The organism is Terriglobales bacterium, from assembly GCA_035624455.1.
Taxonomy (GTDB): Bacteria; Acidobacteriota; Terriglobia; order Terriglobales; family Acidobacteriaceae; genus DASPRM01.
Map to the genome: position 1 here is coordinate 36,955 of DASPRM010000136.1, position 19,066 is coordinate 56,020.

General features: G+C 57.7%; 16 protein-coding genes and 1 tRNA gene. 6 read left to right on the plus strand and 11 right to left on the minus strand.

The genetic code is table 11. The features are described 5' to 3' along the window. Nucleotides 1–296: 296 nt before the first annotated feature. The gene (locus VEG30_15385; protein HXZ81311.1) at nucleotides 297–1,295 is read right to left on the minus strand and encodes a tagatose 1,6-diphosphate aldolase; all 999 of its coding nucleotides are present in this window, start codon (nucleotides 1,293–1,295) and stop codon (nucleotides 297–299) included. A 343-nt stretch (nucleotides 1,296–1,638) separates the two neighbouring features. Beyond that, the gene (gene rph / locus VEG30_15390; protein ID HXZ81312.1) at nucleotides 1,639–2,376 is read right to left on the minus strand and encodes a ribonuclease PH; all 738 of its coding nucleotides are present in this window, start codon (nucleotides 2,374–2,376) and stop codon (nucleotides 1,639–1,641) included. A gap of 275 nt (nucleotides 2,377–2,651) precedes the next feature. Between rph and VEG30_15395 the strand changes: the two genes are divergently transcribed. Further along, entirely contained in the window at nucleotides 2,652–3,104 is a 453-nt protein-coding gene (locus VEG30_15395; GenBank protein ID HXZ81313.1) for a DUF4870 domain-containing protein, read from the plus strand. Between the two features lie 16 nt (nucleotides 3,105–3,120). On the opposite strand, the gene VEG30_15400 is transcribed toward VEG30_15395, so the two are convergent. Both VEG30_15400 and VEG30_15405 read right to left on the minus strand, forming a co-directional pair. Beyond that, nucleotides 3,121–3,789 (minus strand): VTT domain-containing protein, encoded by a 669-nt coding sequence (locus tag VEG30_15400; GenBank protein ID HXZ81314.1) that lies wholly within the window; start codon nucleotides 3,787–3,789, stop codon nucleotides 3,121–3,123. Between the two features lie 63 nt (nucleotides 3,790–3,852). Continuing rightward, the gene (locus tag VEG30_15405) at nucleotides 3,853–5,070 is read right to left on the minus strand and encodes a cation:proton antiporter (GenBank protein ID HXZ81315.1); all 1,218 of its coding nucleotides are present in this window, start codon (nucleotides 5,068–5,070) and stop codon (nucleotides 3,853–3,855) included. A 223-nt stretch (nucleotides 5,071–5,293) separates the two neighbouring features. On the opposite strand from VEG30_15405, the gene VEG30_15410 reads away from it, so the two are divergent. Next, complete coding sequence (locus tag VEG30_15410; protein ID HXZ81316.1) at nucleotides 5,294–5,566, plus strand: helix-hairpin-helix domain-containing protein; 273 nt, start codon at nucleotides 5,294–5,296, stop codon at nucleotides 5,564–5,566. A gap of 7 nt (nucleotides 5,567–5,573) precedes the next feature. Here VEG30_15410 and VEG30_15415 read toward each other — a convergent pair whose 3' ends face one another. Both VEG30_15415 and VEG30_15420 read right to left on the minus strand, forming a co-directional pair. Beyond that, nucleotides 5,574–6,248 carry a hypothetical protein gene (locus VEG30_15415; GenBank protein ID HXZ81317.1) on the minus strand — a complete coding sequence of 225 codons (675 nt, stop codon included), beginning with the start codon at nucleotides 6,246–6,248 and terminating at the stop codon, nucleotides 5,574–5,576. Nucleotides 6,249–6,461: 213 nt separating this feature from the next. Next, entirely contained in the window at nucleotides 6,462–6,752 is a 291-nt protein-coding gene (locus VEG30_15420) for a hypothetical protein (protein ID HXZ81318.1), read from the minus strand. A gap of 364 nt (nucleotides 6,753–7,116) precedes the next feature. Here VEG30_15420 and VEG30_15425 point away from each other — a divergent pair, with 364 nt between their 5' ends. After that, complete coding sequence (locus tag VEG30_15425; GenBank protein HXZ81319.1) at nucleotides 7,117–7,533, plus strand: hypothetical protein; 417 nt, start codon at nucleotides 7,117–7,119, stop codon at nucleotides 7,531–7,533. A gap of 133 nt (nucleotides 7,534–7,666) precedes the next feature. Here VEG30_15425 and VEG30_15430 read toward each other — a convergent pair whose 3' ends face one another. Then, on the minus strand, nucleotides 7,667–8,269 hold the full coding sequence (locus VEG30_15430; protein ID HXZ81320.1) for a hypothetical protein: 603 nt from the start codon (nucleotides 8,267–8,269) through the stop codon (nucleotides 7,667–7,669). A 333-nt stretch (nucleotides 8,270–8,602) separates the two neighbouring features. On the opposite strand from VEG30_15430, the gene VEG30_15435 reads away from it, so the two are divergent. Both VEG30_15435 and VEG30_15440 read left to right on the plus strand, forming a co-directional pair. Beyond that, the gene (locus VEG30_15435) at nucleotides 8,603–9,448 is read left to right on the plus strand and encodes a mechanosensitive ion channel family protein (protein ID HXZ81321.1); all 846 of its coding nucleotides are present in this window, start codon (nucleotides 8,603–8,605) and stop codon (nucleotides 9,446–9,448) included. 149 nt (nucleotides 9,449–9,597) lie between these two features. Further along, nucleotides 9,598–10,263 carry a hypothetical protein gene (locus VEG30_15440; protein ID HXZ81322.1) on the plus strand — a complete coding sequence of 222 codons (666 nt, stop codon included), beginning with the start codon at nucleotides 9,598–9,600 and terminating at the stop codon, nucleotides 10,261–10,263. A 51-nt stretch (nucleotides 10,264–10,314) separates the two neighbouring features. Here VEG30_15440 and VEG30_15445 read toward each other — a convergent pair. The 4 genes from VEG30_15445 to VEG30_15460 all read right to left on the minus strand — a co-directional run bounded on the left by VEG30_15445 (nucleotide 10,315) and on the right by VEG30_15460 (nucleotide 16,975). After that, a tRNA-Leu gene (locus tag VEG30_15445) sits at nucleotides 10,315–10,399 on the minus strand. 51 nt (nucleotides 10,400–10,450) lie between these two features. Then, nucleotides 10,451–11,017, minus strand: coding sequence for a class I SAM-dependent methyltransferase (locus VEG30_15450; GenBank protein HXZ81323.1), 567 nt, complete (start codon nucleotides 11,015–11,017; stop codon nucleotides 10,451–10,453). Between the two features lie 14 nt (nucleotides 11,018–11,031). Continuing rightward, the gene (locus VEG30_15455; GenBank protein ID HXZ81324.1) at nucleotides 11,032–12,105 is read right to left on the minus strand and encodes a radical SAM protein; all 1,074 of its coding nucleotides are present in this window, start codon (nucleotides 12,103–12,105) and stop codon (nucleotides 11,032–11,034) included. Between the two features lie 550 nt (nucleotides 12,106–12,655). Beyond that, nucleotides 12,656–16,975, minus strand: a complete 4,320-nt coding sequence (locus VEG30_15460) for a choice-of-anchor D domain-containing protein (protein ID HXZ81325.1) — start codon at nucleotides 16,973–16,975, stop codon at nucleotides 12,656–12,658. Nucleotides 16,976–17,560: 585 nt separating this feature from the next. Between VEG30_15460 and VEG30_15465 the strand changes: the two genes are divergently transcribed. Beyond that, nucleotides 17,561–18,622, plus strand: a complete 1,062-nt coding sequence (locus VEG30_15465; protein ID HXZ81326.1) for a DUF2911 domain-containing protein — start codon at nucleotides 17,561–17,563, stop codon at nucleotides 18,620–18,622. The last annotated feature ends 444 nt before the right edge of the window (nucleotides 18,623–19,066 follow it).

Here is a 19,066-nt window from a genome sequence, read left to right on the forward strand (position 1 = left end):
AAGGCGGCGGATTCCAGAATGGCACTGGGCGGGCGATGGTTCTTGTTGGAAGAGGTAACTGCAGATCCCTCGCGGCCTAACCGGCCGCTCGTGATGACAAGCCCGGGGGTAGGACTGGCGAGATCGCCTGTCCTACATCTCGAGGCTGCGCCTCGACCCGAACGGACGGGACGTCCGTTCCCACGCGGTTTGTGCGACCAGCACAACCGCAAGGTCTTTCGAGTCGGGCCGGGATTGGCTCGCGCGGCCCTCGCTCAAGATGACAGAAATGGGGCTTTATATCTGCTTCAATCGCGCTAGCGCACGCCCACTGGTTCCGGCACTTCATAAATCGAGAACCATGGGGTAGCTTTTTCCAGGCGCTTATTTACGTTATTAATGTTCTTGACGCCTTCCGACTTGAGCCAATCGCGGAATGCCTGCAGGCCTTTTTCCGCGAAGATCGGGATACCGTCTTTCCAAGTCGCGCGACCGCAAAGCACTCCGTTGAATTTCACTCCGGCTTCGGCGGCAATCTCCAGGGCCTCGTTAAATTCGTCATTGCTGACGCCGGCCGAGAGATAAATGAACGGCTTGCTGGCGACCGCCGCAGCGCTGCGGAAGTGTTGCATGGCTTCCTGCTTGCTGTAAGCTGCTTCCGGTCCTTTAAAGTTGCGAGCGCCTTGCACGAACTTGACGTTGACGGGGACTTCGACCTTCAGTACGTCCACACCGTAGCGTTCCTTAGTGAACTCCGCCATGCTGGCCTTGACGATCTCCGGCTTCTTCTTGGCGAATTCCAAACCCTTTTCGTCGGCACCTTCCTCGTAGCCAACGAATTCCAGGAAGAAGGGGATGTCGTTGGCGCGGCACTCGTCGCCGATGCGCTCCACCCAGGCGTGCTTCTGATCGTTAATATTCTTGGGATCGAAGGGCGTGTAGTAGAGCAAAATCTTGACGCAATCAGCGCCGGCTTCCTTGAGGCGGCGCGCGGACCAATGATCGAGCAGATCGGGCAGGCGTCCCGGGCCGGTCTTGTCGTAACCGGTTTTTTCATATGCCAGCAGCAGGCCGGCGTTCTTGGCACGCTTCTTGGCAGCAGGCAAACCCCACTCAGGATCAAGCAGGATGGCGCTGGCGTGGGGTGTGAGAATCTCGGATACCGCGGATTTGAAATCTTCCAGTTCTTTATCACCAGCGTTAGGGCCGAGAGCTTTCTTCAGCGAACCACGTTGGTCCATGGCAGCGGCGGCAATCACGCCGCGCTCGGTGGAGACATTTTTCAGTCCGGCCAGTTTTCCAGGCGTAAGCTTCACAAGATCCTCCTAGTACTCGCGATAGGTCATGAGGTCTCTACGAACCGATCAGGCTAATCGAACCCCGTACTGGGGCGTGTGACGGCGATCACGGGACAAGTAATTTTACTCTCAGGCCGTAGGTGACGGCGCCTTTTCGACGGACCAGATTTGGGATCCGACGGCAGGGTGTGAATGAGATCTGTGTCGTGCCTAACGGCACTCGTGATCTTCTTCCATTCTTCCCCGAAGCTGACGCCCCGGGCTATGCCTATGGCGCCCCTCCGGGGGCTCGCTTGGGGCCACCTTGGACCACTCGCTGCGATGGAAGAGAGGTTTCATGCACACACAGCGGGCCGCGAGTCTATTGCAGTAACATCAAAGTGCCCAGGATCGCTTGCTGCTTGGCGATGAGCTGTTCCACCCCGGCCCGAGCCATTTGCATCATGCGCTGCAAGCTGGCTTCGTCGAAAGGCACCTGCTCAGCAGTCGCCTGGATTTCGACGAGTCTCTTTCCACTGGTCATGACGAAGTTCATGTCCACTTCGGCGCGGGAGTCTTCCTCGTAGCAGAGGTCCAACAGGATTTCTCCATCCACGATGCCAACGCTGATGGCAGCCACGTAATCGCGGATTGGCGCTGCGGTTAGAGTGCCGGCTTCGACCAGCTTCTGCAGCGCCAGGGCGAGCGCGATAAAAGATCCGGTAATGGAGGCGGTTCGCGTGCCACCGTCGGCCTGGATGACGTCGCAATCAATCCATATTGTGCGCTCCCCCAGGCGCTTCAAATCGGTGACCGCCCGCAGGGAACGGCCAATCAGGCGCTGAATTTCCTGGGTGCGGCCGGAAAGTTTTCCGCGCGCAGATTCGCGCGGCGAGCGAGTCAGGGTGGAGCGCGGAATCATGCCGTACTCGCTGGTGATCCAGCCCTTGTTGCTGTTTCGCAGCCAGGCAGGCACTGCTTCCTCGACCGAAGCGGTGCAGATCACGCGGGTATTGCCGACCTCGATGAGCACAGAGCCCTCGGCCGTGGGGATGAAATCAGGCACGATGTTGACCGGGCGCATCTGCTCAGTGGTGCGGTTATCGGAGCGATAGTACATGGGAAATCGGGATTGCCGGTCCTTCTTTGCCGAATGACAAGAGACTGAGTGTATCAGTCGGACGACATCCGCAAGGAGTGCAGTGAAACCGTCAACCCTTTTGGCGGCTGCCGAAACATAGATGCTTCGCCCTCTGGAGGGCTCAGCATGACCCGACGCGTCTGGGCCAGTTGCCGCGGACGCGCCCGCCCCTCGCTCACTGACATCGGCAGGAATCGGAGCTTGACACTCGTAAAGGGGCGAATAGACTACCGGGACATTTTCTGGAGGGTGATATGGCGTTCTGTCCATCCTGTGGGTCGCAGTTGGCGGAGGGGGCGACGGTCTGCCCGCGTTGTGGTCAGAACACAGCACAGGCACCGAATCCGGGGACCAGCACTACTGGAAGCGCGGGTGGCTTGACGGACAATGTGGCGGGCATGCTCGCATATATAACCATAATTCCAGCGATCATCTTCCTGGTATTGGAGCCCTATAACCGGAATCGTTTTATTCGCTTTCATTCCTGGCAGAACATCTTCTTTCACATTGCCTGGATTGTGATCTGCGTGGCGCTGGGCGTGATCTCTTCGATCCCGGTGCTGGGCTGGATCACGGTTCTGTTGTGGCCAGTGGTTGGGCTAGCCGGTCTGGCAATTTGGATTGTGCTTCTGCTGAAGGCCTACCAGGGACAGATGTTCAAGCTGCCGGTAATTGGTGATCTAGCCGAGAAGCAGGCTGGGGCGTAGAGATTTCTTGAGCCGTTCAGCTTTGCCGTGGCGGATTGCTCTGCATCACCGATTCGGAGGCGGCTTCAGTGTGTTCTTGGGCTGACCGCCAGAAAAGCACCAGAGCCACGATCACCACGGCAATCACGACAGTCACCAGAATAGATGGCATCAGATAGCGCTGCGGGTGACGCAGAAAGCGCAGAATGTGCCTGCCGTAGTGCGCGCCTACAAACGCCAAAGTGCCATAGCGCACGATCCTGCCGACGGCCACTGCGGAGAGATAGTTACGCAGAGGATAGTTGAAGGCGCCCGCAGCCGCAAAAAAGGGAGTTGTCGGGAATGGCGGGGGCGCGATGGTGGGCACTAGAATGCCACCGAGTCCCCAGCGGTCGATCAGCCGGCGGACCTGCTCCGACCGTTTATGTCCCAGCTTGCGATCCAGAAACGAAGCGCCCGCCTTATGTCCAAGGCGGTAGGTGAGGTAGGCGCCGAGCAGAGAGCCGATGGTGCTCATCGCCGCGTAATAGAGCCAGAGATCGCGGTGCTTGGCGGACAACAGAACGGTCAGCACATCCAGACTGCCAAATGTGGGAATCAGCGAGCTGTCGGCGATGCCCAGGGGGACCAGGCCCACTCCGCCCCAGCTGCGAAGGATGCGGGTCCATTGCACGGCTACGATCAGTGTCGGCAGAGGAATATGCATGCGTTCTACGCGAGTCTTTGATGCCCCGATTTGAAACGATGACGCGAGAAGATTGAAAGCGCGCTAGCTTCCGTCGACATTAACTTCCGCGATTGATGTTGAGAGCGCCTGTACCGGAGCTTGTGCACGGCGCCGGAGTACGGAAGCCGCCAAGGGGAAGAGAAGTACGGAGAGCATGCCTGCTCCAACCAAGGCGGCGGCATTGTCTGGTTGCATCCTTCCGCTGCGGACTCCTAATTCCGTGATAGCTACGATGAGCGGCAGTTCGGTTGCGGAATACAGGGCCAGCGGCGCCAGTTGCTGTGAGGGCAAGTGGCGGCGATACAGCAAGGTTGGCAGCCCGCGCACCACAAGAAACAGAACCAGGAACACAGGGACACGCATGTAGGTTTGTGGGCCACTAAGCAGAGCGTTAAGACCGAAACGCATGCCGCTGGTGACGAAGAACATGGGTATGAGAAAACCAAATCCAATCGCGTCCAGCTTGTGTCGCAACACGTAGCCCTTTTCACTGTTGGTTCCCAACCCAATCACCATGGCGGCGGAAAACGCACCCAGCACCATTCCCAGTCCGAATCTTTCCGCCAGCACGATTAATATGGCCAGCAGCAAGATAGCGAAGCGCACTGGAAGCTGGCTGGCGGTTTCCATCGTGCGAGTAAAGAACGCGACCATCCGAGGCGGGGTCGGAAGCAGCGTCAGATAGGCAGCAACGACCGCGACAACGATAAAGAGCACCAGCAAGGCAATCTGCACTATCTGGTGATCTTCTCGCGTGAAGAGCAGGGAAATGGCGACGATCGGCCCAAACTCACCGACAGCGCCGGCCGCCGTTACGTATTTGCCAAAGCGCGTCTCGAGCTCACCACTGTCGCGCAGCATGGGAAACAGCACACTCAGAGCGGTAGTGGTTAGCGCTACCGCCACCAGGTGAGGCGTAAGAATGAACCCGGCCTTGTAGAGACCCCAGCTGATCAGAAAGGCCACGACTAGCGAGAAAAACCAGCCCTTAACGGCCAGAGAGAGTGGCCTGCCCTGGATACGGCGAAGATCAATTTCCATTCCTGCCAGGAAGAACAGAAATATCAGGCCAATATAACTCAGTACTGCCAGCATGCCGTCAGGTTGCGCCAGCTTCAACAGATGGGGGCCCACTAGGATACCGAAAGCGATTTCCAGCACAATCATCGGCATGCGCAGGGGCACGGGGATTTCACAGATCAGGGGCGCCAGCACGGCAATGAGAGCCGTTATCAGAAGCGGTGCATCGTGGATCTTCACACTCCGATCCCTTCTTCAACGTGGGCGATTCGCGAAATAGTAATTCAGAGTCATTGCCGGGGATAGCCGAATCCCAGGTTTTTTGCCGCTAACGAGGCAGCGGGAAAGCCCGTTCCCTCATCGTAAGCACATGCAGCCAGTTATCGCCTGCTTCGCGCTTGCTTTGGGCCTGGGGTGCTTGTTTGCGAGCGGGTGCAACACACAGAAACCGAGCCCAGAGGAAGTGCGGGAAAAAACCGCACAAGCGACCGCGACCCTGAAGGGCGAGGCCAAAGCGGTAGCGCAGGGAGTTCGCGAGGGGTGGAATCGGGACCATCCCCTGGATCTGAACAACGCCAGCAAGGAACAGTTGATGGCACTGCCAATGACCGCAGAGCAGGCAGACCGCGTGATTGCCGGGAGGCCCTACAATTCGCCGCGTGACCTGGTGGAAAAGCACGTTCTAAGACAAACTGAATACGACAAGATCGCGGATCGCGTAACAGTCAAGAAGTAGGATTCACTCAATCGTTTCGGTCGTTGGTTTTGTGCATTGATGACTTCTTTCGGAGCAAGTGCTCCTGCACATCAGGCCAGAATTCCTGAAATGCATTGCTTCCCATGCGGCCTAAAATACCCCAGGCGGTGCGCCGGGCCGCGGCGGCGTTGGTAGCTTCGCTGTCGGCACGCCAGGTATTAGAAAGAAAGTTGTTTCCAGCGGTGGCGACAAATCTGGCGTAGGCAGGCACTAGCTGGCCGTTTCGATCATAAGCAGTGAAGGTAAGCCGGATGACATTTTCCACTCGGGAGCGAAAGGGAGCGTTGGGCTGCCGGAAATAACGCGGATCCTCTCCCCGCAAGGCACCGAGAGATGCTTCCATGACATTCCCGGTAGAGGTTCCGGTCAGTCGCATGCCAAAACGCTTGCCAAAGCCCTCCCAGCCCGGGCCGTATTCCTTGGGATGGTCAACTGCCGTTCCTAGCCCGGAGCTCAGCACCCCTGCGACAATGCTTTGCGGTCCTACTGTGCTCTTCAGAAACCATGTGAGACGTTGGTGTCCGGTGATCGACTCGTAGGTAGCAGGAGATTCCGGCAGCGTGTGTTGGTGCTCCGGAGCTGGCGGAAGATCCGTCTGGGCATTGACGTTTGCCGCCACCAGACCGATGAGCAGGCACCGATAAAGGAGAGAAAGAACCAAGAGCCGACCAGACGCCGCGACCGCAAATGAATTTAGGGAAGGTTCGCTGGCTTGAGTTGGATGCAGAACCAGAGGACAGGACGTGATCTTTTGAAACTGAGTTGAGGGTGTGAGGGAGGGAAGGCACTGCTGGTGAAGAGGAGACCTGAACCCTCCCCAAAGTCCAAGTCCCCTCCCACGTTTGCCCCACCAGCTACTTCTGGGACACTCGGGCTAGTAGGTAACCCTGGCCAGCACGGCAGCCTGCTCTTGAGCCGACTTATTGGTATCGGCCTTAGCGTTGTTCACAGTGCGATTGCTGCGCTTCTTTTGCGCGTCCTGCTGGTTGCTGGTCTTCTTCACATTGGCTACCTTTTTCGACTGTTGCTGTGCGGGAATGGGGGCGGGCGGAGTTTCAAAGAAGTCGGGCGAGACTTCCTGCTGGGCAAGAGCGGAAACACTCAGGATGGCGGTCATCGTGGCAGTCAGCAACATCGTCTTCGTCATCGTCGTCAGGGATTTCATATTCCACCTCATTTTTGAATATCCCCTGTTGGGGAGATGCCCTGACTAATGCAAGCCCCGTGCCAAGCGGAAATCAAATTCGACTCAAATCGTCGGCCGCGATGGAATTGTCGTGTTTACAGTAAGTTGGAACGAATCACTGAGGTACTTCTCGGGTAGGTTGGGAACTTGGTTTTCCAGTGGGTGTAGCCATCTGGATAGAAAGCGCTATCCGAATGGATAGCTGCGGACAAGGGAATCAGACCACTCGAACGGAAAAGCCAAAGTTGGGGCGCAGCGGGCGAGGAGGTACACTACCCCGCCGGATGCAGCGGCTCAAAATTTGCACCATCTGTAATTACTCCTTCCTTTGGGAGAAGCGACGATGTTCCGAAGATATAAAGAGATTTTCTACGGACTCGTTTTTGGATTTGGAGCGGCCATCATTGACACGCTGATGGATGCGCGCCAAGAGGGCCTCAGCTTTGCTGGCGAAATGGCCCAGCATCCAGTGATGATGTTTTATCGCATCTGCTTTGTTCTGTTTGGTTTGCTTTTGGGCTGGCTGCTTTGGCGGGACAGCAAGCGGGTACGCGACTTTCGGGAACTATCGGAAACGATGGCGCAGCTTCGTCAGCAACTAGGAAAAAATGCTTTCCTGATGCAGACGAAGCTGCAGCTCCTATTGACGCGAGATGACTTACATATTCCGCAGGAAGCCCAGGAACTCATTCGGTTGGTCTATCAAAGCTCGCAGGAACTGCAGGGAGCGCTGAGAGATACTCCATTGTCCGAAAGCTGAAAAGTTGCGGCTCTACGGAGGCGCCTGGTTGCTGCTGCGAGCCGATCGTCCTTCCTCTGACCCCTGTACTCGATTTGCTTCAACAAGAAAGCCGCCCGATGGGCGGCTTTCTCGTTTCTCAAATTAACCATGGTTAGCCGGTAGTTTTAGCGCCGCCGCAGGAGCAGACACCTTTACCGCTTCCCAGGAATTGAACGAAGGAGCACGCCTGACCCAAGAACGAGAGTTCGTCCTGCTGCAGGGGCGCGACCAGGAACTCATCCTCGGTGGTAACCAGATTGGTCCCGCCGGGCCATTGCAAGTGGGTTGCCCAGGCGCGGATATCCGGCACGGGCACAGGGCTGGTGGCATCGCAGTTTGCCTGATTGTCAGAAACGATTTTGATTACGCCATCGGTTGGCGGCGGCCAGCCCTGTAGCGGGTTATGTGTCAGGTCATTATTGACTGACAGGATCAGCAGGGCATTCGCCGAAAACTTGCAGGCGCAGCACTCGGCCATTTCCTGGTTGGCATCGAAAACGTAGATGTCGGCGCAAATATTTCCGTGGGTTCCGCTGAGGGGAGATCCTTGCTCACCGGGGTTGACGATGCGGACAGTTTGATCCAGCGGTGCTGTACCATGACCGCGGTTAGAGTAGTAGCTGACCCAGTACACGTCATTGAGCTGCGCCATGACCAACGACGAACAGGCAAGCAGCAACAGGATTAGTGCTGCTATGGAAATAGCTCTTCGCATTCCGCAACCTCCTTGCTTATCCGGCCATGCGAGCGTCGGAAAGCGCGCAAAAAAAACCTTGGGCAAAGGCTAGTCCTAACGTCTTACTTTGGTAATTCTGCAGAGGGACTAACCCGGCTGGCTAGTCAAGATGGTCAATCTCGGTTGAAAGAAATTCGGTCGGGGAGTGGGACATGGTTGTTCCGCTCGAGTATGCCGTACACGTTCCGCTCGAACACGGTCCGCTCGACATCGTTCTTAAGACCGGTCAATCTCCAATATCAGGATTGCCAATAGTTTTCGTGCAATCTTGCCGAGGCTGCGGCATAATTTCCGCCCTCGCAGGAGGCGGCTATGAACTACAACATCACTCCGCAGGTTGTGATGGACACTCTCACCCGGGTGGGACTGAAGATCCTGGGTGCTATAGCCCTCTTTATCATCGGCCGCTGGCTGATCAGGCTCGCGCTGGCACTGACTACAAAGGCTCTTAACCGGCAGCGCCTCGATGCGACCATCGTGCGTTATATCAGTTCTGCTCTCGGGATAATCCTGAATGTGGTTCTGATCGTAGCCCTGCTCGGGTTCTTCGGAGTGGAAACCACCACGTTTGCCGCGTTGCTGGCCGGGGTTGGAATTGCCATTGGCGCGGCCTGGAGCGGGCTGCTGGCGAATTTCGCGGCGGGTGTATTCCTGGTGGTGTTGCGTCCATTCAAGGTGGGAGACTTCGTTTCCGCCGGCGGCGTCACCGGGACCATCGAATCTGTTGGATTGTTCGGAACCACCATGAACACTCCCGACAACGTGCTGACGATTGTGGGCAACAACAAGATTCTGTCCGACAACATTCAAAACTTTTCGTCGAATGCATTTCGGCGAGTGGATCTGCTGGCGCAGATTGGGCATGGTGTGGATCACGGGAAGGCCATCAGACTTTTGAAAACTGGTCTAGCCAAGATTCCCAACGTGCTGCAACAGCCCGCACCAGACGTGGACATTCTGCAATTCACGCCTGCCGGCCCGGTTCTGGCGGTACGCCCATATTGCAACAATCAGCACTACTGGCAGGTTTATTTCGACGCAAACCGGCTGATCCGCGAATCGTTCACCGAAGCCGGATATCCGGTGCCGGAGCAACACTACGTGGTTCGTAGTGAAAGGGAACCGATCGCGTCCGCAATCAGCGCCCCGGCTGCTTGATGCGGGCAAGTCAGACCTGCTTGAGAAATATTGTTGCTGCTTGGCAACAAGAACCGGAAAACAGTAATCCATCGAGGAGGATCAGGACTGCACCGTGATGGAGTGACCCTATCCGTCGCTTGGCCGAATTCGCATACGCTCCCGGGCGAATGCTTCTCGTCTTGGCGCTTTTGTCCAGTGTCGCGATAGCGGCCGTCAGCCACAAAAAGGTACTGAAGCGCATCGTCGCGCCCCTCCGTTCCAATCCTTTTCTGCAAAAGCGTGTGGTGCCGTGTCATCTCGGCGCGTCGAGTTGTAAAGCTTTTGACGGCGTGCGAGCGGAAACATTGATATTGGAACCTGAAAGGGTGCCCATAATCGAGGACCCCTCGCGAATCGTGACCATGCAGGTTCGAGCGTTACACAGGGCCCCCTTCGCGCATCATTGGATAGAGATCGAAACTTCAACGGGCAAAGTAACGCTTGGCTTCGGCCCCGCAACCTTGCCATTCATCGACGCGGGGCAGATCTCTCTGCAGGACAGCTATGGCAATATCGAGCGGATTTCGGGAATGCACCCTCTCCCCGTCCTGGGTATGCCACCGCTAAATTATCGCTATGCGAAGGCGCCTGGTGAGGGGCACCCGTCAGGAAAACCGATCCGTCTTAGTCTGGCGAAGGCAGACACGCTGGTCGAGAGAGTGGGCCATGCACGCTTCGTAGGGCCATACATTCCGATTTTCCATGACTGTCGAACGTTCGTGTGTGCAGTGCAAGCGGCTGCACAGGGACGCTCTTCCGTGCCATGCTATTTGCTGCTCAAAGGGTACTGGTGAGCATTCCGGAAATCTTCATGTTCGACCTCACCGTGGAGCAGGTGAACTGGATGGTGCGAAAGGGGGGACTCGAACCCCCACGGGTTTCCCCGCCAGATCCTAAGTCTGGTGCGTCTGCCAATTCCGCCACTTTCGCATGGGCATGTCCTATAAGTTACCTCATCCATCTCGAACGCACTAGCGGTCGCTACATTGGCCGGCGCGCGTCAAATCGAAAAGCTCGCTCATTCGTCTCGATGACAACATCGCTGAAGCCAGCGGTTTCCAGCCTCGAGCCGAAGCTCTTGGGATCGACGGGAATCAGCGTGTCATGAATGTGGAATAACCGCATCCGCAGGCTTTGCCGGCTGTCAACTCCTGCAAAGACGCCACCGGGCTTGAGCACTCGACAGACCTCGCGCAGCAGTCGATCCTGCAGTGCGGGTGAGGGAACGTGATGGAGCATGTTGAAGGACAGGGCAGCGGAGAACCCGGCGTCTACAAACGGCATAGTAGTGGCATCGCCGCGAATCACCCGCACGTTGCCGCCCCCGAGGCGGGTGTGGAGTGAGGAAGCGAGAGCGGCATCGATCTCGATCGCAGTCAGCTGATGAGTGCGCGAGCGCAGCAGGTCTGTCGTGAGGCCTGGTCCGGGTCCAACTTCCAGGACTTCCCGACCGAGTTCGAGATTCTTCAGAACCCAGGGAAGGAGCTCGTCCGCAAGCCTTCTGCGCCAATAACCGGAGCGGCACATCCAGCGATGAATTCCATTCATACTAACTAATGTCTTCAAATGCGAATTTGCACCAGGCGAGGTCCTGCCGGCTGCGGAGGAGTCCAGCGGCTAGCACGCAGACGGCGAATGCCCAGGCGATTGCAGAGCATTCCCACGCGCATGGACGCGGTCACCAGGTGTTCGATTTTGAGTGGTCCCAGCACATGAATGTCTTTCAGCCAATGCAAGCCGATACTGACGGCGCAGCCACATTGATCGCAGTCCGGAGAGCCGCCAAAAATGCAGGGCTCAACCTGCGTCTTGAGATCAGCGGAGTAATTGGTGGACATCTGGGCGAATAGGCAGTCGCGCGGCGAGGCCGGAGGCTGCATCAGCGCGCGCCCGATTCCATCGTGCATAAGCAGCTTAGGATAACGGGGGCGCAGGCCGTCGAGGTCTTCTACCAGCTTGCGCCGCTGATGGGGGCTCAAGATCTCGGGAGTGCATTCACCAACCTGCGGCGTGTATACGCTCACCCAGATGCGGCCTACTTCGGGGCGGGCGTTCCAGAAGGCTACATACTCCTCGATGTACCCTTGCCGGGCCACCATAGGCGCCGTGACGGTCCAGTGAATATTCACTCTGCGCCCGTCGATGTTGCGCAGGATGCGATCGTAGGTTGCCGGCTTGCGGCGGAGATCATGATCCTCGCGGAGACCGTTGACCGAAACTGCTATGAGCAGCCGCGGGATATCCATCCATTCCATCGGGATCGGGGCGACGCCGCTTGTGACCACCATGGTCACCACCCCCATGCGGCTGAGCGCGGGAAGGATGGAGTTGAGCTCCTGCTTGCGCATCAGCGGCTCCCCGCCGACCAGGGAAACGTGAAGCGGGCGATGCTTGCGTACTAGTCCGATCACCCCTGCTACTAATTCGTCGCCACGCAGCTCGCTCAGTTCGCGGAGCGTGATCTCGCCTCCGAGATGCATATCGCCGTAGGCGTAGCAGCCAGGGCATTCCAGCGGACACTCGCGGGTGATCTCGATCGAGAGCATGGGGGCATGTCCCATGAGGATAGAGCCCCAGGCGGAAATCAGTTCAGCCTTGCGAATACCAGCCGAAGACTTCAGTTTTCGATTTTGCATTTTCAGCACTCAGCCAAAAGGTTGTTTGCTCAGCACAAGGGGTCGAAAGCTCGTACCATCCGAATCCGCGATTGGACAGATCAAATGACTGGACATCGCCACCGGAAAACTGGTGAGCCAGTCAGAGGCTGCGAATAAGAGAATCAGCGACGAAGAGGCAGCCGGTTTGCGAGCTCACGAAGGTTACGAGAGCTGCCCCAGCGTAAAGCGTCACAGCGCGACCTTTGAATTGCTGCGAATGGTTGTGTGCCAATAGCTACGAGTAAAACGAAAGCAAATAGGACAAGAAGCGACAGAAGAATGTCAGTCGCCGGAGGACTGGGTGTGGCAGGAGAAACCAGGATTGCCGCGAGCGCAAACAGGACGAGCAGAAAGAGCAACGACTTAACGTGGGTCCCCCACATCTTTCCGAAAATAGCTCAGGGACAGAGGACTGTCAAATCGCGCGATGGAACTTGCAAATCCATCGTGAGTGGATTTTGTGACAGCGAGTCATCGGAGCAGTCAGCCTGCCCGTGCGGAGGGTTAATCCGCACGGGCAGAATCTGAGTTATGGGCTCACCGTGGCAGTGAGAGAGTTTCCACTGGCGGGCGCGATCAAGCCATTACCAGCAGCCGGCACCGTAATCGTCGTCGAGCCCGTAGCCTGTGGAGTGAAGGTCAGAGCAGTGGACCCCGCGCCATTTGCAATGCTGGGACTGGCCGGTGTTATGGTGGCCACGCCGCCTGTCCCGAGTTGCACCTGGAAGGGAACCGTCAACCCACCGCGAATCGCCTCGGCAGTTACGAAGGCATGACTGGTGGGATCCAGTTGGTAAGACTGGGCTGTCAGTGTCCTCGTGTTCGGTATCTGGGACTTGGACACGGCAAAGTCTTGACCGATTCCATTGGGACTGGCGAGCACCAATCCGGATGGAGCGAAGCTCACCGCAAGCGTGCCGCTGGTCCAGCCCGTTGCCGTGGCCGTGATGGTTGCGTTTCCGGAATCGGTCAGCGACTGCACATAGACCGCCGGGAAGCCGCTGCCACCCTGGCCGCCGTTAGGCGGGATGTTAATCGCCAGGCTGGTTGTTCCTTGTTTGGTGGGATCTGTCGAGAACAAAACGTTCGCATTCGCGGGATTGGTGGTGATGGTTATGTTGAGTCCATTCGGCGTGGGCGCATTGGCGTTCAATGATCCCGAGGCTTGTACTTGCAGGTTCTTGCCGACAGTGGTTGTGGCCGCTGCTAACGTGATGGCGGGCAAGGTCACGGTAGCGTTGGTTGTCCCGCCGGTGGCGGCGCTGAAGTTGTTTGCCGCGCCCGGTCCGGAGACGGTTATGTTTGCAACGTCCACGCTCAGCACGGTGCTATCCGTGCCCGAGAGATTGGATTTCGGCACAAACGTGGCAGTGTTCTTGCTGGTATCCGGCCCCTGGAAAACGACAGGGCTGCCAGAGATCGTGCCCACGGACGTCTTGCTGCTCAGCAGCGGGACGTTTACGGTCAAGCCACCTCGAATCTGAGCTGGATTCCCCTGCGGATTGTTGGAGCCATCGAGGCGGAACGCCGCGACAGTTAGCGTGGTGGCGCTGGAGATGGTGGTGGTAGTCAAAGTGCTTCCATTCGGACCTGTCACAACAAATCCGGCAGGAGTGACCGCCACCTGATTGCATGTTGCGCACTGCGCCGGTGTTATTTGCGAATAGCCTGTCGCCGAGGAGCTCAGAGTGACCGCGCTGGAGGTGACGGCCACGCCTTGCACCACGATTTTAGAATTTGTACTGGTTGCGGTGTAGGTGATGGAGGAACTGCCGGCAGTTGCACCAGTGAGATCCGTGGAGAGCAGGACCTTACTAGGATCAGAGCTGGTGATCGTAACCTGTGTACCACCCGAAGGCGGCGGAACCTGCAATTGCACCGTGCCCTGAACCTGCAGGTTAGCTCCCACAGTCACCGGCAATACTGAGATCGTGGGAGCGGAGACGGTGGCGGTCAGAGAAGCGCCGGAGACAGGCGTCGAGTAACCGGCAGGCTGCGTGATGCTGAGCAGGCTGGTTCCGGACGCAACGGGGTTAAAGGTAACCGAGTTGATGCTGGTATTCGTGCCTCCAGCCACGGTTGGAGTTCCGGAGATGGTGCCAGTGGCAGTTGTCCCGCTCACGATCGGGACTGAGACATCGCCACCGCCGCGGACGGTACCCTTCGACACAAAGTTCAATTTGCTATCGAGCTGGGCTGCAGAAACTGTCAAGGGTGAAGGAGCAGCACCTTTGGCTGTAGTGAAATCCTGACCTTGGCCATTGGGGCTGTTCAGCACGAAGCCAGATGGGGTCAGGGTTACGTTGGCTGTGCCTGGATTGTAGCCGGAAGCGCTGATGGTGACCGGGACGATGCCGGAGGAGGCCAACGCCTGGATGTAGAAGCCCCCAATACCCTGGGTGCCTTGCCCGGCATTCACGGAGAGCTGAATGCTCGCCGAGCCGGCCGTTGTGGCACTGGTCGAGACCAGGAGCTTAGTCGGATCACCGCTTGTGACCGTGACTATGAGATTGCTCGGCGCTGGAACCTGGAGCGAAGCCGTCGCCAGGATTTCCAGATTCCCTCCCAGACTCAGATTCTGGAGGGCGGGCGGAATAATTATGTTGGCATTACTCCGGCCATTGCCGGAGAGCTGGACAGTAAGAGGATTGGCACCGGTCACGCTGTTGGTGATGTTTAAGGTGCCCTTTCGCGGACCGGTATCGCCGGGTTTAAAGGTTACGGTGAGGGTAGCGCTGGAACCCGCGTTCACGTTAATAGGCGCGGCAGGGCTCACTGAGAAATCAGAAGCCTGACCGCCGCTGATTGAGAGAGCAGAGATCGTGAGCGCGCTGGCGCCGGTGTTGCTGACTGTGACCGTAGCGGTGCTGCTATTGCCCAGCAGCGTGTCAGGGAAATTGACAGTGAGCGGGCTGGCGGAGATTGTCGTTGCCTGTCCAGTGCCGGTGAGTGCCACCTGATGTGGACTGCCGGGTGCGGTATCGTTGATCACGAATGACCCGGATTCGCTGGCGGCCGAGCTCGGGGAGAAGGTGAAATTGATGGTTGCCGACGCACCCGCTGCCAGCTTGCCAGGGAGAGCGTCCGGTTTGGTAAAGCCAAAGTCAGAGGCATTGTTACCCGTGAGCTGAAAGTCCTTCACAAACAGATCACCTGTGCCGGTGTTGGTGAGGGTCAGGCTCTGAGAGCAATTTGCAGTTGTGCCTACGAACGGGCTTCCGCAGTCGATGCTGGTGGGACTCAGGGTGAGGACGCCTGTGGTCGCGACAATCAGCACCGTGTTGGGCACACTGGTGAGGATGCTGTGGGAAACGATGAGCTGGGCTACATAGTTGCCGGCGACATCGGCGACGAATGTTGGCTTGGGATCAGTGGCGCTGCTCAGGCTGGCGTTGCTGCCGCTAGGCTTGGCTAGCAGCACCCAGGAGTAAGTCAGGCTTTGTCCCCCGGCGTCGGCGGAGTTGCTGCCATCGAGCTGTACGGTGGCACCCGGAGCCACAAACTGCCGGGGGCCGGCGTTGGCCACCGGCAGGACATCATCGGTGCTGATTTCAACCGTGGCCGGCGCGCTGTTCAGAGTCGTGGTGGTATCGGTGACGATCAGCTGCACGACGTACACTCCGGCCACGTCGGGCGTGAAGCTGGGATTCGCACTGAATCTTCCTGTCAGAGTGCCTGAGCTGACCGCGCTAGCGGCGGGCGCTGAGATCACGCTCCACGAAAAATTCAACTGATCAGAATTCGGCGCGGATGATCCGCTGCCATCCAGCTGCACTTTGTTGCCGACCGTGGCTACCTGGTTTAGGCCAGCATTGGCCGTGGGCGCAATCTGATTGGTGCTGATCGTGACCATGGCTGTCGAGTTGTTGCCTTTTCCGTCGTTCACCGTCACCTGGGCGAGATAAGGACCAGCAACATCGGCGGTAAACGTTGGGGTCACGCTGCCGGGATCAGAGAGTGCTGCTGCGCTGCCGGGGGCCGAGAGCGTCCAGGAATAGGTCAGCGGGTTCAGCGAAGTGTCGGTCGAGGGGCTGGCGTCGAGCTGCACTATGCTGCCCACTGAAACCAGTTGATTCGGATCGGCAGCAAGCGGAGGAACCAGCACCGTCGAGACCAACACCGCGGCGGAAGTCGTCGCACTGCCGTCGCTGACCGTCAGCTTGACGATGTAATCGCCGGCTTTGTCAGCCGTGAAAGTAGGATTGACGCATGAATCTGCAGAGCACGAGGCGGGATTCACCAGAGCAGCAGCGCTGCCCGAAGGGGTGCTCAGAAATGCCCATGTGTACGTAAGTGGCGAACCAGTCGGACTGGTGGAGGCGCTGCCATCCAAATGTACGGTGCTGCCGACCGTGACCAACTGATTGGGTCCGGCATTGGCGGTGGCAACCGGCGTTGGTGACGTCACGAAGAACGTGGCGGTGGAATTGTGGCCAGCGGTCGTGACCACGATATAGCGTGGTCCGGGTGCGGCAGATGAGCCGATGTTGACCGAGATAGTGGAACTGGTGGCGCTGCTAACGGTAACGGGAGCGAACGCAGCGTCGGCCGCGCCCGCGACGGTGATGCCGGGGCCAAAGCTGGCGGTGGTCTGGCCCTGCACGAAGTTGGTCTTGTTTCCCGTTATGGTCACGGTGAAAGCTTGTCCGTCCGCGGCATGCGTGTTCGGACTGATCGACACGCTCGCCGTCGGATCCTGAGTCGGAGTTGGCGTGGGTGTTGGCGTTGGTGTCGGCGTGGGGGTCGGCGAAGGCGACGAGGAACTGGAACTCGAGCCGCAGGAGATCAGTCCGCAAATAAGCACAAGAATCGCGAAGGCAGAAACCGAGCGCAGCAATGTGGTCTTCATAGACAGGGACCTCAGCGCCAGAGGCGTAGGAATTTGGACAGCTAATTTCACTTGCGATGCGGGGCCCTGAGAGAGAAAGAAGCTTCAGCCGTCTACGAAGTAGGCGCGAGGTTTACGGCTTGAGCCTGGAAAACGACCAACCGTAACGCTTGTGGTGCAATTTCCCGACCAAAATCAAAGTCTGAAAACACAGGGATTAGTTCATTCGGAGTAGTGGGAAACTGCAAGTGCCTGCACATGCAATGGAAGACTTGGTGAACTGTATTCATTGCTGTTCCCAATAGGGAAGGAGCAAGGGCGCCTAGCCCGCCGCCCGATCAGCCAATTCAGGGGAATTGCTGCATCGGTACAGGGAAATGACCGATCGGTAACCCTGGAGGGCCCCTGACACGACTGACGACGGCCAGTGTCCGGGTTTCTGCCGATTTGGCGTGACGAATAGCACTCGGCTTGTGACCAGCAGTGAGCAAAGCGCGGATGTCTCCGCTAACCGCATGGGCGATCCGGCGTCTAACCAGTCCGCACATGGGGGCAGTGTATTTGGTCACTCGTCAGGCCCCGATTTCACCTGCGAAGGAGCATTCGATGATTCAACGTCCAATTTCTGTCTTGCTGTTCGGGGTCCTGATGGCTGCCATGCTTTGCCAAGCACAGTCGGTGACTCTGGATATTCCGCGGCAAAGCCAACATGCGGTGGTTACGCAGCGCATCGGCATCACCGATATCACGATCAACTATCACCGGCCGCTAGCTGGAAGTCGCAAGATCTGGGGAGCGGTCGTGCCGTATGGCCAGGTATGGCGAGCCGGGGCCAATGAGAACACGACGATCTCGTTCAGCGATCCGGTCACGATTGAAGGCAAACCGCTCGACAAGGGGACCTACGGCTTGTTCATGATTCCTGCAGAGGACCAGTGGACGGTCATTTTGTCCAAGAACTCCACTTCGTGGGGAGCATTCACTTATAAGGAGGCGGAGGATGCGCTACGCGTCACCGTGAAGCCACAGAGCAGCGATCCGCAGAATGCTCTGGCCTACGACTTCGATCAAGTGAAGCCGGATTCGACGGTGATCACCATGCGCTGGGAGAAGGTGGCGGTGCCGTTCACCGTGGGCGTCAACGTCAACCAGATTGTCGCCGACAGCTTGCACAAGCAATTGCGCGGACTAGCGCAATATACGTGGGACGGCTGGAATGACGCCGGCACGTACCTGGTCATGAACAAGGGCGATCTCCAGGAAGCACTGAAGTATGAGGATCAGTCAATTCAGGTGGAAGAGCGCTTCGAGAATCTGTCGACCAAGGCGCGCGTACTCGATGCCTTGGGCCGAAAAGACGAAGCCAGAGCTACACTCGCCAAGGCGTTCGAAAAGGGGAGCCCGCTGCAGATCCACGGCTACGCGCGCCAGTTGCAGGGAGAAAATAAGCAGGATGAGGCATTCGCCATCTTCCGGTCGAACGCCCAGAAACATCCCGACCAATGGTTCACGCATGTCGGCTTAGCTCGCGTGTATAGCGGACAGGGGGATTTCAACAGTGCGGTGAAAGAGGTTGGGCTGGCGCTGAACACCGCTCCTGATCAACAGAAGGACTATCTAAAGAGCCTGATGAAACGCCTGGAAGCCAAGGACGATATTAATCGCTAATTGCAACCGATTGGCCACCTGGATTCGGCCGCCGGTCTCGGCGGCCGATCTTTTTGCATTGTAACTTCGAAGCAAACTCAGACTTTGGTCCCCACTGACTGGGGCGAATCCCGAAAAACTGTACATTGGGACCATCGCCATATGCGATTTTGTACCCCAGGCATACCCGGGCAATCCCCTTAATTGCACCACTTCGTCCCCACCGGATTACGTTCGTCCCGCTGATCACGATCGAGCCACTGGTCAGCATTCTCCGAAATCCTGGAACCAGAAATCCTTCCCCGGAGCAAGGGATTGCGGTTCTTGCAGTTCCAAGGCGCCGCGCTTGGTGCTGCAACTGCTGACATCCAGTGCAAACCTGCAACGCGTCCGGATCTGAGCAATTCCCGATTTAGCTGTTGCGTTGTGCGCAAGTTTTTGTGTGCGCGAGGTAGCAGTTTTGCC